We start from the raw sequence: 15,917 nt of genomic DNA, 5'->3' as shown, positions 1-15,917 counted from the left end.
GCTGAAGGTCAATGCTCGAATCCTACGTCAAGAAAATCCTCTGCTCGCGCGTGTATGACGTGGCGGTCGAGACACCTATTCACGCCGCGCCCTTTCTCTCCGAGCGGCTGGGCAACACGGTGTTGCTTAAGCGCGAGGATTTGCAGCCGGTTTTTTCCTTCAAGATTCGCGGCGCCTACAACAAGCTGGCGCAATTGACCGATGAGCAGCGTGCCTGCGGCGTGGTTACCGCTTCCGCCGGCAATCACGCGCAGGGTCTGGCGCTTGCTGCGCGCCACATGGGCGTGAAGGCGACCATCGTAATGCCGCGCACCACACCTGAAATCAAAGTGAAGGCCGTGCGCGCCCGCGGTGCAAAGGTTGTGCTGCATGGCGATGCCTTCGATGAGGCGCTGGCCTATTCGCAGAAGCTGGTCGACGAAAAAGGCCTGGTGTATATCCATCCTTACGACGACCCTGACACCATCGCCGGTCAAGGCACCGTCGCCATGGAGATTCTGCGTCAGCACCATGGCGCCCTGGATGCCATCTTCGTTCCTGTTGGCGGCGGTGGGCTGATCGCCGGGATCGCCGCCTACGTGAAGTATCTGCGGCCGGACATCAAGGTGATTGGCGTGGAGCCGGACGAGTCGAATTGTCTGCAGGCTGCACTGGCGGCCGGTAAACGGGTGACCTTGAGTCAGGTCGGCCTGTTTGCAGATGGTGTGGCGGTAGCGCAGGTCGGCAAGCATACCTTTGAAGTGTGCCGGCATTACGTAGACGAGGTCATCACGGTCTCGACTGACGAGATGTGTGCAGCGATCAAGGACATCTACGACGACACGCGCTCGATCTGCGAACCCGCTGGCTGTCTGGGCGTCGCCGGCATCAAGAAATATGTCGAACGCGAAGGCTGTACCGGCAAGGTGATGATCGCCATCGATTCGGGTGCCAACGTCAACTTCGACCGGCTGCGCCACGTCGCCGAGCGCGCCGAGATCGGTGAGAAGCGTGAGGCGCTGCTGGCGGTGACCATCCCCGAGAAGCCGGGTAGCTTCAAGGCGTTCTGTCAGGCGATCGGCAAGCGTGCGATCACCGAGTTCAACTACCGTTTCCACACCAATGCCGAAGCGCACATCTTTGTCGGGGTGCAGACGCATCCTGAGCATGATCCGCGTGAAGCGCTGGTGGCGCGCCTGCAGGAGGATTTTCCGGTACTCGATCTGACCGACAACGAGCTGGCCAAGCTGCACATCCGGCATATGGTCGGCGGCCATGCGGACAAGGTCACCGATGAAGTGGTTTACCGTTTCGAGTTTCCTGAGCGCCCCGGGGCCTTGTTCAACTTTCTCAACAAGCTGGGCGGGCGCTGGAATATCTCGATGTTCCACTACCGCAACCACGGTGCTGCCTACGGCCGAGTAGTGGTGGGCTTGCAGGTGCCGGAGGCTGATCGGGCCAAGGTGCCTGAGGCGCTGGAGTCGATTGGCTACGCCTACTGGGACGAGACCGATAATCCGGCATACGCCCTATATCTGGGATAATGTGCGAGGGGTCGGCGTAGCGCAGGCGCGTTAGGCCCCCAGGGCGGCACTGCGTGCCGCGCCCACCAATATCTCCCACTGCTCCGCAGTCACCGGCATCACGGACAGGCGACTCGCCTTTTTCAGCAAAGCCAGCCCCTCAAGTCCTGGCAGAGTCCTGATCGTCTCCAGGCTCAATAGCTGATCAAATGCTTCCCGGAAACACACATCGACCGCTTTCCAGGGCAGTTTCTCGGCTGTCGCTTTGGGGTCGTGGTAGGGGCTGCTGGGGTCGAGGGCTGCGCGGTCCGGGTAGGGCTCGCTGACAATCTCGCCGACACCCGCCAGTCCAGGCGGCTTGCAGCTCGAATGGTAGAACAGGAACAGGTCGCCGGCGTGCATCTGCTCGATGTTGTTGCGTGCCTGGTAATTGCGCACCCCGTCCCAGGGCGCGCGCTTGGCGGCCTTCAGGTCTCCGATCGAAAATACATCCGGCTCCGATTTCATCAGCCAATAATGCATATTTTTTTGACGCCAATTTGACATGAGGGGAAAAACATCTTAAAAAAGCTGCTGCGTGGGCGTCTGAAGCTCACCGCAGCGACGCGATTACACGCTGCGCGTCAAGGATAACAATAACAGGGAGAGTGCTATGCGTCGCAAGCCAGACTGGTTGTGGGTAATCGTCATCATGTTCGGCCTGGGCGTCGTGACTACCGGTTATACGCAGAGCTTCATCGAGCATTCGCCCGCGCCGGAAGTCATTCGGATGGTGCCCTGAATAACAGGGTTTTCCGGTCGCTGACGATCCCGTCGAGCGGAATGTCCCAGGACGCCACGGGCAGCGCGTCCACCTTCTGGCAATCATGGGCCAGTCCGAGTAATCGCGCGCCGGTCCAGACGGGCCGCCACCGGCGATAAGCAAAGGTGCGGTCGTAAAAGCCGCCGCCCATGCCCAATCGATTGCCCTGTTCATCAAATCCCACCAGTGGCATCAACACCAGATCCAGCCGCCAGGGACGAGCCTGAAGTCCGCGCTTGATCACCGGCTCAAGAATGCCAAAGCGGTTTTTCACCCAGCGCTGGTCCCCGGTTATCTTCTGAAAATGCATCCGGTCCATTGGCCAGCCCGTGATGACGGGCAGGTAGCATTGCTTGCCCAGGCGCCGGGCATGCGCCATCAGCAGCGCAGGATCAATTTCCCCGTCATTGGCGAGATAAAAGGCGATGTGCTGGCTGCGAATAAACAGCGGATGTTGAGCCAGCTGACGAAAAAGCCGTTGGCTGGCCTGGTGTTGCTGTGCGGGGGAGAGGTCGCGCCGGGTCTGGCGCAGACGGCGCCGCAGTGAGCTGCGTGATTCGCCGTTCATGAAATAGGTCCCCAGAGTGCCGCTGCCGGGTTAGCCCTTGAACCCGACAGTTCAAGGTGGTGGACACGGCGCAGTCGCAGGCTTTCCGTCATGCGGACATGCACACTGACTGCAACGCGTGGCCTCCTTTTACAGAGGTATCGGCTCAGGGACATCTCCGGCTGGCAAACACCCCAGGGATGTCTCGGACTATACACAAGTAGCTCCGGAATTTCATACCGTTGATCAGTTCTGGTGACGGGCGAGGGCCTGATCCAGACGGGCAACGAGGTCGGTGATCTGGCGCTGCTGATCTTCGAAGGCGGCGTTCTTGTGGGTCGTGCCGGTGAGCATTTCGTGGCTGATGTTCAGTGCAGCCATGACCGCAATCCGGTCCACGCCGATGACCTTGCCGCTATTGCGGATGTCGCGCATTTTCTTGTCCAGATGACGCGCCGCCAGTTCCAGGTTGTTGCGCTCCTCGGGTGGGCAACTTATACGGTATTCCTTGTCGAGGATGTGCAGAATGACGGTTAGGGGTTCGCTCATGAATCATGCTCCAGGGATTTGAGACGCAATATCATGGCTTCGACCTTCTGACGGGCCAGATCGTTCTTCTCGATCAGCTGCATCCTTTCATCGCGCCAGTTGCGCTCCTGTGAAAGCAGGTGCTGGTTCTGCTGCTGGAGCCGTTCGCAGATCGCGATCAACTGTGCAACTTTCTCTGTCAGGGTATCGATATCGGGTTCGTCCATTTGCGCCATTCTGCCATCCCGGTTTCGCCAACTATAGAAGGGGCCCGCAGGCGGGTCAAACTGATCGCCGTTACGGTATCAGGGTGCGTGAGAGCCGTTTGCTGCTGCGCTGCGGCCACTGCCATGTCACCAGACTGGACCCCTAACCTCTTGCGCAGTAGATTACCCTAAGTCAGGTCGGCAGATGACTAATATCCGCTGTCGTTCCGCAAATCTTCCAGTCTTTGTTTCCCGTGAGGCCCCTTCATTATGGCTTTGATGCCAGACGTATTCGATTATGACCGCTACAGCCAATTATTCAGTGAGCTTGGCGCTGCAGGTAACCCTTCCGAGCTGCATGGCCATCTGATCGGCCGCCTGTCCGCAGGCAGTCGGCCTGATCACGGCGCCTGGTTGAGTGTCGCCACCGAGGTCATTGACGGGACTTCCGCACCGGGCGAGGCGGGCAAGGTTCTGTTGCTGCAGTTGCACGACGCCAGTCTGGCCCAGCTGTCTGGCAGTGGATTCGAGCTGACCTTGCTGATTCCGGACGACAGCGCGACCATTGATCACCGCACCCGCGCCCTCGGCCAGTGGTGTGAAGGTTTTCTCGGCGGTTTTGGTCTGGTCGAGCGTGAGCAGGAGTTGAGCGAGGAGGTCGACAGTGTCCTCAAGGATTTCGCCGCCATAGCACAGGTGCAGACCGACCTGGAGGAATCCGAAGCCAACGAAGTGGACTTCATGGAAGTCATGGAATACGTGCGCATGGCGGTACTGATGGTGTTCAGCGAATGCCAGCCTGCAGAAGCCCAGGATCAGCCGCCCGCATCCCTGCATTGAGAGGTACCTATGCGAATCAGCAAGTCCGAGTATGCCCGCCGCCGCAAGGCCTTGATGGACCAGATGGAGCCCAACAGCATTGCTGTGCTGCCGGCCGCCCAGGTGTACATCCGTAACCGTGACGTCGAGCACAATTATCGCCAGGACAGTGATTTTCAATACCTCACTGGATTTCCAGAGCCCGAAGCCGTGGCGGTGCTTATACCCGGACGCGAGCACGGTGAATACGTGCTGTTCTGCCGCGAGAAGGACAAGGATCGCGAACTCTGGGACGGCTACCGCGCTGGTCAGGAAGGCGCTATCAGCGAATACGGCGCGGACGATGCGTTCCCCATCAGTGACGTCGACGACATATTGCCGGGGCTGATCGAAGGCCGTGAGCGCGTCTACTACGCCATGGGTGCCAATCAGGAATTCGACCTGCGGCTGACCAACTGGATCAAGACCATTCGCAGCAAGGCGCGGTTGGGCGCCCAGCCGCCGAACGAATTCATGGCGCTTGATCACCTGCTGCATGACATGCGCCTGTACAAGAGCGCGGCCGAGATCAAGGTCATGCAGGCAGCGGCCGAGATCTCTGCCCAGGCACATATGCGTGCGATGCGCAGCTGTAAACCCGGCCAGTACGAGTATCAGCTGGAGGCGGAACTGCAGCATAGCTTCATGCGCAACGGCAGCCGGTCGCCGGCCTATGCATCGATCGTGGCGGCGGGGCGTAACGCCTGCATTCTGCATTACACCGAAAATACCAGCCAGATCCGCGATGGCGATCTGGTGCTTATCGATGCGGGCTGCGAACTCGACTGCTACGCCAGCGACATTACACGGACCTTTCCCGCCAATGGCCGGTTCTCCACCGAACAGCGCGCCATCTACGACATTGTGCTGGCAGCTCAAGCGGCGGCGATCGATGTGATTGCACCCGGTCGGCACTGGAACGAGTCCCACGAAGCCACGGTTCGGGTGATTACCGAAGGGCTGCGCGAGCTGGGCCTGCTGCAGGGCGATGTGGAAGAACTGATCACCAGCGAAGCCTACCGTCCGTTCTATATGCACCGTGCCGGGCATTGGCTGGGCATGGATGTGCATGACGTCGGCGACTATCGCGTTGGCGGTGAGTGGCGCGTGCTGGAACCCGGCATGGTTATGACGGTCGAGCCGGGCATCTATATCGCGCCGGACAATACCAATGTGGCGAAGAAGTGGCGCGGTATTGGCGTGCGGATCGAGGACGATGTGGTGGTGACCCGCAGCGGTTGCGATGTGCTCTCCGCCAGCGTGCCGAAGGATGCCGATGCCATTGAGGCGTTGATGGCCGGAGCGCGCGAACCCAGCGGAGCGGCCGCGTGAGCACGACTATCAGTATTGTCGGCGGCGGCATGGTCGGCGCCAGCCTGGCGCTGGCGCTGCAGGACTGCGCGCGTAAGGCGGGCTGGAAGATTCGCCTGATCGAGGCGTATCCGCCGAACCGCGAAGGCGTCAAGCAACCCAGCTATGACGCCCGATCCACCGCCTTGTCCCAGGGCAGTCGGAAGATTTATGAGCGATTGGGCATCTGGTCGAGCCTGTCGCAGCGGGTTGAGCCAATCAAGCAGATCCATGTCTCGGACCGCGGCAATCCGGGTTCGGCGCGCATCAATGCCGCGCAGGAGCGGGTCCCCGCCCTGGGATATGTGGTGGAAAACGCCTGGCTCGGCGAAGTGTTGATCGGTGCTCTGGATCATGACGTGGTCGAGTGGATCGCTCCGGGCCGGGTCACCCGGGCGATTCCTCAAGCGGATGGCTACGAGATAGAGGTCGACTCGCCGACCGGTGAGCAAAAGTTGCACACCGACCTGCTGGTCATCGCCGATGGCGGGCGTTCGAGTCTGCTGGCCCAGCTCGGCGTGCACCGCGACGTTTCGCCCTATGGTCAGGTGGCGCTGATAGCTAATATCACCAGCGCCGAGGGCCATGCTCAAGTGGCCTATGAGCGCTTCACCGATTCCGGGCCGCTGGCGTTGTTGCCAATGTCTGGAAACCGCAGCGCGCTGGTCTGGACACTACCGAATGATCAGTCGGCTGAAGTTGCCTCGCTGCCGGATGATGCCTTTCTGCAGCGCCTGCAGGGCGCGTTCGGCTATCACATGGGGGCACTGATGAAAGTCGGCGAGCGCAATTGCTACCCGCTGAGCCTGATCAAGGCCGAGGAGCAGGTCCGCTCGCATCTGGTGATTCTCGGCAATGCTGCACACAGCTTGCATCCGATTGCCGGTCAGGGTTTCAATCTGTCGCTGCGCGATACCCTGGCATTGGCCAATACGCTGATTCAGGCACAGCAGGCGCATAGATCACCTGGCGACCTTGGCGTGCTGATGGGGTATGTGGACCGCCAGCGCAGCGACCAGCTAATGACCGTTGCCTTCAGTGATCGCCTGACCCGCCTGTTCAGCAACCGGCAGCCGCTGCTTGCCGCCGGGCGCAATCTTGGGCTGCTCGGGCTCGACATTCTACCGCCAGCCAAGCGCCTGTTTGCCCGTCAGGCAATGGGTCTCTGATTCAAGCTATGACTCAGTTTTACATACCGGGAGGCGCACATGGCGCAGTTTGATCTGATTATAGTGGGTGCCGGCATGGTGGGCGCCACGCTTGCCCGCGCCATGCTCGACACCGGGCTCAAGATCGCCCTGGTTGATGCCATGCCACTGGACGAGCCGGTTCCCTTTCAGCGTACGGCGTCGGGATACGATCCGCGGGTGAGCACGTTGAGTGCCGCCTCCGAGCATATCCTTGCCAATCTTGGTGTCTGGCAGCGTATACCGGCCGCCGCGTGCTGTGCCTATCAGCATATGCACGTGTGGGACGCCGAGGGCACCGGCCAGGTCAGTTTTGATGCCGCCTCGCTGAGCGAGGTGCGGCTCGGGCATATCGTCGAGAATTACCGGATTCAACAGGCACTGCTGGACAGTCTTGCCGGCACCGCAGTCACCCTGTTTGGCAGTCAGAGCGTTGAAGGGCTGGTGCGCGAGGAAGACGGCTGGCGCGTCATGCTGGCTGGCGGCGAGCGCCTGTGCGCGCCGCTGATCGTGGCGGCCGACGGCGCGCGGTCCCAGGTGCGCGAGCTGTACGGGTTCGACATGCGTGAATGGGATTATCTGCACGATGCGATAGTCACCACCGTGCGTACCGAGAAGCCCCACGACGACACCGCCTGGCAACGCTTCCTGCCTTCCGGGCCGCTGGCGTTGCTGCCCTTGCCGGACCGTGATGGCGCGCATTATTGCTCGATTGTCTGGTCGCTCAAGCCTGAGCTGGCCGCCGATATCATGGCGCTGGATGACGAGGCCTTCAGGCTTGAGCTGGCTGCAGCCTTCGAAGGCCGGCTTGGCGAGATTCTGGCAGCTGATCCAAGACGTCGAATCCCGCTGCGCCAGCGCCACGCCAAACGCTATGCGGTGCCCGGCCTGGTGCTGATCGGTGATGCTGCCCACAGCATCCATCCGCTGGCGGGGCAGGGCGTAAACCTTGGTCTGCTCGATGTTGCCGAACTCTACGACGTCATTGTCGCAGCACTGGAAAGAGGGGAGGACATTGCCTCTTTGCATGTATTGCAACGCTACGAGCGTCGGCGTATGGGGGCCAATCTGGGGATGATGGCTGCGATGGAAGGATTCGAGCGGCTGTTTGATGCCGATGCTTTGCCATTACGCTGGATTCGCAATACCGGCATGCGTTTGCTGGATGGCCAGGACGTACTCAAGGGCGGAATCATTCGCCGCGCCATGGGCTTGACCGGAGCATTGCCTGAACTGGCGCGCGATCCACAGCTGCGTGCAGAGAAGCCTTGAGTTGGTGATTGCGGCCGGTAACGGAAATCATTATCATCTAGCCTCTGATTCCTAACGAGAGGCTCTCTCATGTCCGCCAAGCGTTCCATCGTTGCCGCAAGTCTCGCGCTGACCGCCTTCACTGGCCTGGCTCAAGCCAAAGAACTGGTGGTTTACTCGTCCCGTCAGGAGCATCTGATCCAGCCGGCATTCGAGCTATACACCAAGAACACCGGCGTGGATATCAAGTTCATCACTGATCGCGAAGGCCCATTGATGGCGCGTCTGCGTGCCGAAGGTGCCAACACGCCGGCGGACATATTCATGACCGTGGACGCGGGCAACCTGTGGCAGGCCGAGCAGCAGGAGCTGTTCCAGCCGATGGAGTCCAAGGTGATCGAAGAGAATATTCCGGCTCAATACCGCGCTGAAAGCGGTCAGTGGACGGGCCTGTCCCTGCGCGCCCGTACCATTGCCTACTCGACTGAGCGGGTTGATCCGAAGGAGCTGAGCACCTACGAAGCACTGGCTGATGACAGCTGGAAAGGCCGCATGTGCCTGCGCACCTCCAAGAAGGTCTACAACCAGTCTCTTGTTGCCACCATGCTGGAATCAATCGGTGCCGAGAAGACCAGCGACGTCATCAAGGGCTGGGTGGCGAACCTGGCCGCTCCGGTGTTCTCCGATGACACGGCTCTGCTCAAGGCGATTGACGCCGGGCAGTGTGACGTCGGGATCGTCAACACCTACTACTTCGGCCGTCTGAGCAAGGAAGAGCCCGGCGTTAAAGTCGCGCTGTTCTGGCCAAACCAGGACGACCGCGGCGTTCACGTTAATATTTCCGGCGCTGGTGTCACCAAACACGCTGATCAGCCAGAAGAAGCGGTCAAGCTGATCGAGTGGTTGACCACCGAAGAAGCGCAGCGCGTATTCGTTGATATCAACATGGAATTCCCTGCCAACGATTCGATCGAGCCGTCCAAGGAAGTGGCAGCCTGGGGTGATTTCAAGGCGGACACCATCAACGTTGAGGTGGCAGGCCGTCGTCAGCCCGAAGCCATCATGCTGATGGACCGTCTGGGCTGGAATTGATCCAGGCAGGACCTTAAGCCAGGTTTTCCCGATATACTGCACGCCCGGTCACTGACCGGGCGTTTTTTTTCGCACATCTCCTGGAGTGGCTGTGCCCCATCGTTCGATTCCCCGTATGCCCCGTTGGCGGCTGATTGCCTATGTGTCCGCCGCCCTGGTGATGATGCCCTTGTTGGTCCTGCTGCTTAGCTGGCAGTCGATTGATACGTCGATCTGGGGGCATCTGTTGCAGACCCAGATGGTGCGCCTGATCAGCAATACCCTGGTGTTGGTGCTGGGCGTCGGCGTAGGGGTGATCGTATTGGGGGTGAGCCTGGCCTGGCTGACCAGCCTCTGCGAGTTTCCCGGACGGCGGTTTTTCGATTGGGCGCTGATGCTCCCGTTTGCCATTCCGGCCTATGTGCTGGCCTTTGTCAGCGTAGGGCTGTTCGACTTTTCCGGTCCGTTCCAGAGCCTGCTGCGCGACTGGTTCGGCAACGACTTCCGGCTGTTCTTTTCCATCCGCTCAACTTCCGGTGTCGTGCTGGTACTGACGCTGGTGTTCTATCCATATGTTTACATGCTCGCGCGCGGAGCCTTTCTTGCGCAGGGCAAGGGGCTGATGGAGGCGTCGAGGGTGCTCGGTCACACGCCCTGGCAGGGATTCTGGCGGGTCGCCATTCCCATGGCGCGCCCCGCGATCGGTGCTGGCGCGGCGTTGGCCATCATGGAAACCCTGGCCGACTTCGGCGCCGTGTCGGTATTCAACTATGACACCTTCACCACCGCCATCTACAAGACCTGGTACGGCTTCTTCAGTCTCCAGTCTGCTACCCAGCTGGCGAGCCTGCTGCTGCTTTTTGTGTTCATGGCGTTGTTCCTCGAGCGGCGGGCTCAGGGCAGCCGGCGTTTTCCTGGAGTCGATCGACCCAGGCAGGGCGCGCTGTACCACCTGAAGGGCTATCGAGGCTGGCTGGCGACCGGATTTTGTTTGACGGTCCTCGCGTTGGCCTTTTTCATTCCCGTTGCCCAGTTGATTTATTGGTTGGTACACAGCGGTATCCATGACCTGGATAGCCGCTACTGGGGCATCATCCGTAACACTCTGATGCTTGGGGCAATGGCAGCAGCGATAACCGTGACCTTCGCCACGCTGATTGCATTGGCCAGGCGGTTGCAACCCATACGGCGGGTGCGAAGCGCGGTGGCGATGGCGAACCTGGGGTATGCCCTGCCAGGCTCGGTACTGGCTGTGGGCATCATGTTTGCCTTCAGCTTTCTGGATAACACGGTGGTGATTCCGCTGAGCGCGGCGTTGGGCGTCGAGAATCCCTCACCGTTGCTCCTGGGCAGTGTATTCGCCTTGCTGCTGGCCTACCTGATTCGCTTCATGGCCGTTGCGCACGGCCCGATCGATACCTCGTTGGCGCGGATTCGTCCCTCATTGCCGGAGGCTGCGCAAAGCCTGGGCCAGACGGGTTGGGGCGTATTCTGGCGAGTGTATCTGCCGCTGTTGCTGCCCGGCGCGCTCAGTGCGGCGCTGCTGGTATTTGTTGACGTGCTCAAGGAAATGCCCGCTACGCTACTGATGCGGCCCTTTGGCTGGGATACCCTGGCGGTTCGGATTTACGGTCTCACCACCGAGGGCGATTGGCAGCGTGCCTCGCTTCCGGCATTGACGCTGGTACTCGCTGGATTGCTCCCCGTGATCGTTCTGATCCGTCGCACTGGCCGGCGTTAGATCGGTCCCCAGCCGTTCCAACGCGCGGCTGCCTCAGGCTGCTTTGCCGGCTGCCGAGTGCTCGGTCGATCGGCGGTGCCGCGCAAGGGCTGCACAGGATGGCGGTTTGTGGCTACAATCGCCCCCACTGAATCACCCTTGATTTAAGGAAGACTGAATGGGCTCGCGCACTCCCCTGTATGATCAGCATGTCGCCGCTGGCGCCAAGATGGTCGACTTTGGTGGCTGGGACATGCCTTTGCACTACGGCTCCCAGATCGAAGAACATCATCAGGTCCGCCAGGATGTGGGTATGTTCGATGTCTCGCACATGACCGTTGTGGACGTCACCGGCACTGAGGCGAAGGGCTACCTTCAGTATCTCCTGGCCAATGATGTAAGCCGCCTGACGCTTGCCGGCAAGGCACTCTACACTGCCATGCTGAACGAGCAGGGCGGCGTCATTGATGACCTGATTGTCTATCTGATGCAGGGTGGCTACCGTCTGGTGGTCAACGCTGCGACGCGTGAGAAAGACCTTGCCTGGATGCACGCCCAGGCAGAGGAATTCGCTGTTACCCTGACCGAGCGTTCAGATCTGGCGATGCTTGCTGTCCAGGGTCCACGGGCCCGTGAAGTGGCCGCCAGTGTCGTCAGCGACACTCGCGGCGCGCTGATCAATGACATCAAACCCTTCCAGGGACTGGCCGACGGCGACTGGTTTATCGCCCGCACCGGTTATACCGGTGAAGACGGCCTCGAGATCATTCTCCCCGCCGACCAGATTGCCGATCTGTGGGATGCCCTGCTGGCCGCCGGCTGCAAGCCCTGTGGCCTGGGCGCGCGGGACACGCTGCGTCTGGAGGCCGGTCTGAACCTGTACGGCTCCGATATGGACGAGTCGGTATCGCCGCTGGCCGCCAACATGGCCTGGACCATTGCCTGGGAGCCCGGCGAGCGCGAATTTATTGGCCGTGAAGCACTCGAAGCCCAGCGCGACGCCGGTGATCAACCCAAGCTGGTAGGCCTGGTGCTGTCTGAGCGCGCGGTGCTGCGCGGTCATCAGAAGGTGATTGTCGAGGGTATTGGCGAGGGCGAGATCACCAGTGGCAGTTTTTCCCCTACGCTGGGTGTGTCGATTGCTCTGGCTCGGGTGCCGCGCGCCACCGGCGATCATGCAAAGGTCGAGATCCGCGGCAAGCAGCTCCCCGTACGGGTGATCAAGCCTGGCTTCGTACGTAACGGCAAGCCACTATTCGATTAAGTTTCACTTTTCCTGAGGACAGCCCCATGAGCAATATCCCCGCCGATTTACGTTACGCCGCAAGCCACGAATGGTCCCGTTTGGAAGCCGACGGCACCATTACCGTGGGCATTACCGATCATGCTCAGGACTTGCTGGGTGATGTGGTCTTTGTCGAATTACCCGAAGTGGGTCGCACTGTGACCGCCGGCGAAGAATGCGCCGTGGTGGAGTCGGTAAAAGCCGCTTCAGACATCTATGCACCGGTTAGTGGTGAAGTGATTGCTTTCAATGAAGCCCTGGGCGATACGCCGGAGCTGGTCAATAGTGAACCCTACGCCGGCGCCTGGTTCTTCAAGATCAAGCCGACTGACAGCAGTGAGCTGGACAAGCTGATGGACGCCGAGGCCTACGGCGCGTCAATCTGAGATATTGATGCAGCCGGCACCGCCCCGGAGCTAGCCAGCCGTCTCAGACTGCATGCTGGCTAGCTCTGTCAGTGCCATTGGCGCAGAGTCAATCGCGCAGCTGCCGGCTCCCTTGGCTGCCCTTCTGCGCGTTTTCCTGTGCGTGGTCCCCATTTCCTATGCACGACCGTTTCCTATTTTCAACAGGTAACCCCATGAGCAATGCACCAAGCCTTACCGATCTGGAACAGACCGACGACTTCATCCGCCGTCATATTGGCCCCGATGCGGCCGAACAACAGGCGATGCTGGAGGCGCTGGAGGTCGGGTCGCTGGACGAACTGATCGGTCAGACGGTACCAGGCAGCATTCTGCGTACGGACCCGCTGGACATGGCCGGCCCGCGTAGCGAGGCTGAGGTGCTGAGTTATCTCAAGGGGATTGCCAGCCGTAATCAGGTGTTTACCTCGTGCATCGGTATGGGCTATCACGGGACCCTGTTGCCGAATGTCATCCTGCGCAATGTGCTGGAAAATCCCGGCTGGTATACCGCCTATACCCCCTATCAGCCCGAAATTGCCCAGGGGCGTCTTGAAGCCCTGTTGAATTTTCAGCAACTGACCATCGATCTGACCGGCATGGAGCTGGCCAGTGCCTCGCTGCTGGATGAAGCGACCGCCGCCGCTGAAGCCATGGCCCTGGCCAAGCGCGTCGCCAAGAACAAGAGCAACCTGTTCTTTGTCGATCACGACTGTCACCCCCAGGTTATTTCCGTGGTCCGCACCCGTGCCGAGGCGTTTGGCTTCGAGCTGGCGGTCGACGATGTTGCCAATTTCGGACAGTACGAGGTATTCGGTGCGCTGTTCCAGTACCCCAATACCTGGGGCGAAATCAATGATCTCAAGCCACTGATCGACGCCGCACATGCGCAAAAGGCGCTGGCCTGTGTATCAGCTGACCTGCTGAGTCTGGTACTGCTGACGCCTCCCGGTGAGCTCGGCGCTGATGTGGTGTTCGGTTCTGCCCAGCGTTTCGGCGTACCCATGGGCTATGGCGGGCCGCACGCTGCCTTCTTCGCTACCCGTGATGCGTTCAAACGCGCCATGCCGGGCCGGATCATTGGCGTCTCGGTGGATACGCGTGGCAACCGCGCGTTGCGCATGGCACTGCAAACCCGCGAGCAGCATATCCGCCGCGAGAAGGCCAATTCCAATATCTGTACCGCCCAGGTTCTGCTGGCCAATATCGCCAGCTTCTACGCGGTTTACCATGGCCCTGAGGGTCTGAAGACCATTGCCCAGCGGGTCCAGCGGCTGACCGCTATTCTGGCTACGGGTCTGGAAGCCAAGGGTATCCAGCGCGCCAACACGCACTTCTTCGACACCTTGACCCTCAAGGTACCCGGCAAGGCCCGTGAGATCGTCCAACGTGCACGCCAGGCACGTATCAACCTGCGGATGATCGATGCCGATTCGCTGGGCGTCAGCCTGGATGAGTCCAGCACGCGTCTGACGGTCGAGCAGTTGCTCGCGGTGTTCGTGAATGACGGCGAGGCTGTCGATGTGGCTGCGCTCGATAACCAGGTCATGGGTAGCGAGATGGGTATTCCGGTTGGCCTGCGCCGACAGTCGGCATTCCTCACCCACCCGGTGTTCAACAGCTATCACTCCGAGACGGAGATGCTGCGTTACATCAAGTCGCTGGAGAACAGGGATCTGGCATTGAATCATTCGATGATTCCGCTGGGCTCCTGCACCATGAAGCTCAACGCCACCGCCGAGATGATCCCGATTACCTGGCCTGAGTTCGGCCAGCTGCACCCGTTCGCACCGCTGGCGCAGGCCCAAGGCTATCGGATCATGCTCGACGAGTTGCAGGACATGCTGAAAGCGATTACCGGGTTTGATGCCATCAGCATGCAACCGAATTCCGGCGCCCAGGGCGAATACGCGGGGCTGCTGGCAATACGCAAATTCCACGAAGGCAACGGTGATGAACACCGCAATATCTGCCTGATTCCGACCTCTGCCCATGGCACCAACCCGGCCTCGGCGATGATGGCGAGCATGCGCGTGGTACTGGTCGCCTGCGATGATCAGGGCAATGTCGATATCGAGGATCTGCGGCAGAAGGCGGTGGATAACGCCGAGAACCTATCCTGTCTGATGATCACCTATCCCTCGACCCACGGGGTGTACGAGGAGGGTATCGGTGAGATTTGTCGGATCATTCACGAGCATGGCGGCCAGGTGTATATGGACGGCGCCAACCTCAATGCGCAGGTCGGCCTGACCCGCCCGGCGGATATCGGGGCAGACGTGTCGCACATGAACCTGCACAAGACATTCTGCATTCCGCACGGCGGCGGCGGGCCCGGCATGGGCCCGATTGGTGTCAAGGCGCACCTCGCGCCCTATGTAGCCAATCACCCTGTGGTGCCACTGGAAGGACCTGATCCGAGTAACGGCGCTGTCAGCGCGGCGCCCTGGGGCAGTGCGAGCATCCTGCCGATCAGCTGGACCTATATCGCGTTGATGGGCGCGCAGGGCCTGCGCAGCGCTACCCAGATGGCGATCCTCAATGCCAACTACCTGGCCAGGCGTCTCGGGGAAGCCTATCCGGTGCTCTACAGCGGCCGTAATGGGCGCGTTGCCCACGAGTGCATCATCGACATCCGCCCGCTCAAGGCTGCCTCCGGTATCACCGAGGAGGACGTTGCCAAGCGCTTGATGGATTTTGGTTTCCATGCGCCGACCATGTCCTTCCCGGTGGCGGGCACGCTGATGATCGAGCCGACCGAAAGCGAATCCAAGGCCGAACTCGACCGGTTTGTCGATGCCATGCTGACCATTCGCAGTGAAATCAGCCGCGTCGAGAAGGGCGAATGGAGCGCCGAGGACAATCCGCTGCACAACGCGCCGCATACACTGGCCGATATCACCGGCAAGTGGGAGCGTAGCTATTCCGTCGAGCAGGCCGTATTCCCACGTCCCTGGGTGGCAGCCAACAAGTTCTGGCCCAGCGTTAACCGCATCGACAATGTATACGGTGATCGCAACCTGTTCTGCGCTTGCCCGCCAATCGAAGCCTATCAGGACTGATCAGGGACGATCGCAAGCGCTCTGTCCGCGTCCGGGCCGAGCGCTTGCCTGCTGCTGCTCTCATGCCGGTGATGCGTTCGACGCATCGGATGCGACCCTCGGTGGGCATGATATTGTTGTTCTTCTGTCGTTCCATGCATGATT

General features: G+C 60.5%; 15 protein-coding genes and 1 other RNA gene. 11 read left to right on the top strand and 5 right to left on the bottom strand.

Annotation, left to right across the window (positions count from 1 at the left end):
• The first annotated feature begins 11 nt into the window (after window positions 1-11).
• Window positions 12-1,523 (top strand): threonine ammonia-lyase, biosynthetic, encoded by a 1,512-nt coding sequence (ilvA, locus tag FHK95_RS10890; RefSeq protein WP_150304638.1) that lies wholly within the window; start codon window positions 12-14, stop codon window positions 1,521-1,523.
• A gap of 30 nt (window positions 1,524-1,553) precedes the next feature.
• Here ilvA and FHK95_RS10885 read toward each other — a convergent pair whose 3' ends face one another.
• Complete coding sequence (locus tag FHK95_RS10885; protein ID WP_150304637.1) at window positions 1,554-2,024, bottom strand: EVE domain-containing protein; 471 nt, start codon at window positions 2,022-2,024, stop codon at window positions 1,554-1,556.
• Between the two features lie 130 nt (window positions 2,025-2,154).
• Here FHK95_RS10885 and FHK95_RS20340 point away from each other — a divergent pair, with 130 nt between their 5' ends.
• The gene (locus FHK95_RS20340) at window positions 2,155-2,283 is read left to right on the top strand and encodes a hypothetical protein (RefSeq protein WP_268977562.1); all 129 of its coding nucleotides are present in this window, start codon (window positions 2,155-2,157) and stop codon (window positions 2,281-2,283) included.
• Here the strand turns inward: FHK95_RS20340 and FHK95_RS10880 are convergent.
• The 4 genes from FHK95_RS10880 to FHK95_RS10865 form a co-directional block, all read right to left on the bottom strand.
• Entirely contained in the window at window positions 2,264-2,872 is a 609-nt protein-coding gene (locus FHK95_RS10880; RefSeq protein WP_150304636.1) for a 5-formyltetrahydrofolate cyclo-ligase, read from the bottom strand. The genes FHK95_RS20340 and FHK95_RS10880 overlap by 20 nt on opposite strands.
• 4 nt (window positions 2,873-2,876) lie before the next feature.
• Window positions 2,877-3,055: non-coding RNA, 6S RNA (ssrS, locus tag FHK95_RS10875), on the bottom strand.
• Between the two features lie 42 nt (window positions 3,056-3,097).
• On the bottom strand, window positions 3,098-3,400 hold the full coding sequence (locus FHK95_RS10870; protein WP_150304635.1) for a cell division protein ZapA: 303 nt from the start codon (window positions 3,398-3,400) through the stop codon (window positions 3,098-3,100).
• A complete protein-coding gene (locus tag FHK95_RS10865; protein ID WP_150304716.1) occupies window positions 3,397-3,606 on the bottom strand; it encodes a TIGR02449 family protein in 210 nt (69 codons plus the stop codon). The genes FHK95_RS10870 and FHK95_RS10865 overlap by 4 nt, the downstream gene beginning before the upstream one ends.
• Window positions 3,607-3,855: 249 nt before the next feature.
• On the opposite strand from FHK95_RS10865, the gene FHK95_RS10860 reads away from it, so the two are divergent.
• From FHK95_RS10860 to gcvP, 9 genes are all read left to right on the top strand, one after another.
• On the top strand, window positions 3,856-4,425 hold the full coding sequence (locus FHK95_RS10860) for a UPF0149 family protein (protein WP_206668563.1): 570 nt from the start codon (window positions 3,856-3,858) through the stop codon (window positions 4,423-4,425).
• A 9-nt stretch (window positions 4,426-4,434) separates the two neighbouring features.
• The gene (gene pepP / locus FHK95_RS10855; RefSeq protein ID WP_150304634.1) at window positions 4,435-5,775 is read left to right on the top strand and encodes a Xaa-Pro aminopeptidase; all 1,341 of its coding nucleotides are present in this window, start codon (window positions 4,435-4,437) and stop codon (window positions 5,773-5,775) included.
• Window positions 5,772-6,962 carry a 2-octaprenyl-6-methoxyphenyl hydroxylase gene (gene ubiH / locus FHK95_RS10850; RefSeq protein WP_268977561.1) on the top strand — a complete coding sequence of 397 codons (1,191 nt, stop codon included), beginning with the start codon at window positions 5,772-5,774 and terminating at the stop codon, window positions 6,960-6,962. The genes pepP and ubiH overlap by 4 nt, the downstream gene beginning before the upstream one ends.
• Before the next feature lie 39 nt (window positions 6,963-7,001).
• Complete coding sequence (locus tag FHK95_RS10845) at window positions 7,002-8,252, top strand: FAD-dependent monooxygenase (protein ID WP_150304633.1); 1,251 nt, start codon at window positions 7,002-7,004, stop codon at window positions 8,250-8,252.
• Between the two features lie 69 nt (window positions 8,253-8,321).
• On the top strand, window positions 8,322-9,323 hold the full coding sequence (locus FHK95_RS10840; RefSeq protein WP_150304632.1) for an extracellular solute-binding protein: 1,002 nt from the start codon (window positions 8,322-8,324) through the stop codon (window positions 9,321-9,323).
• A gap of 115 nt (window positions 9,324-9,438) precedes the next feature.
• Window positions 9,439-11,043: an ABC transporter permease gene (locus tag FHK95_RS10835; RefSeq protein WP_150304713.1), complete on the top strand. Its 1,605-nt coding sequence runs from the start codon at window positions 9,439-9,441 to the stop codon at window positions 11,041-11,043.
• Between the two features lie 157 nt (window positions 11,044-11,200).
• Window positions 11,201-12,286 (top strand): glycine cleavage system aminomethyltransferase GcvT, encoded by a 1,086-nt coding sequence (gene gcvT, locus FHK95_RS10830; protein ID WP_150304631.1) that lies wholly within the window; start codon window positions 11,201-11,203, stop codon window positions 12,284-12,286.
• 26 nt (window positions 12,287-12,312) lie between these two features.
• Window positions 12,313-12,693 (top strand): glycine cleavage system protein GcvH, encoded by a 381-nt coding sequence (gene gcvH / locus FHK95_RS10825; protein WP_150304630.1) that lies wholly within the window; start codon window positions 12,313-12,315, stop codon window positions 12,691-12,693.
• 194 nt (window positions 12,694-12,887) lie between these two features.
• On the top strand, window positions 12,888-15,773 hold the full coding sequence (gene gcvP / locus FHK95_RS10820; protein WP_150304629.1) for an aminomethyl-transferring glycine dehydrogenase: 2,886 nt from the start codon (window positions 12,888-12,890) through the stop codon (window positions 15,771-15,773).
• The last annotated feature ends 144 nt before the right edge of the window (window positions 15,774-15,917 follow it).

The organism is Pseudomonas saliphila, from assembly GCF_008638345.1.
Lineage (GTDB): Bacteria > Pseudomonadota > Gammaproteobacteria > Pseudomonadales > Pseudomonadaceae > Halopseudomonas > Halopseudomonas saliphila.
The sequence above is the reverse complement of the archived record's forward strand: the minus strand, read 5'-3'. Positions and strand labels throughout refer to the sequence as shown.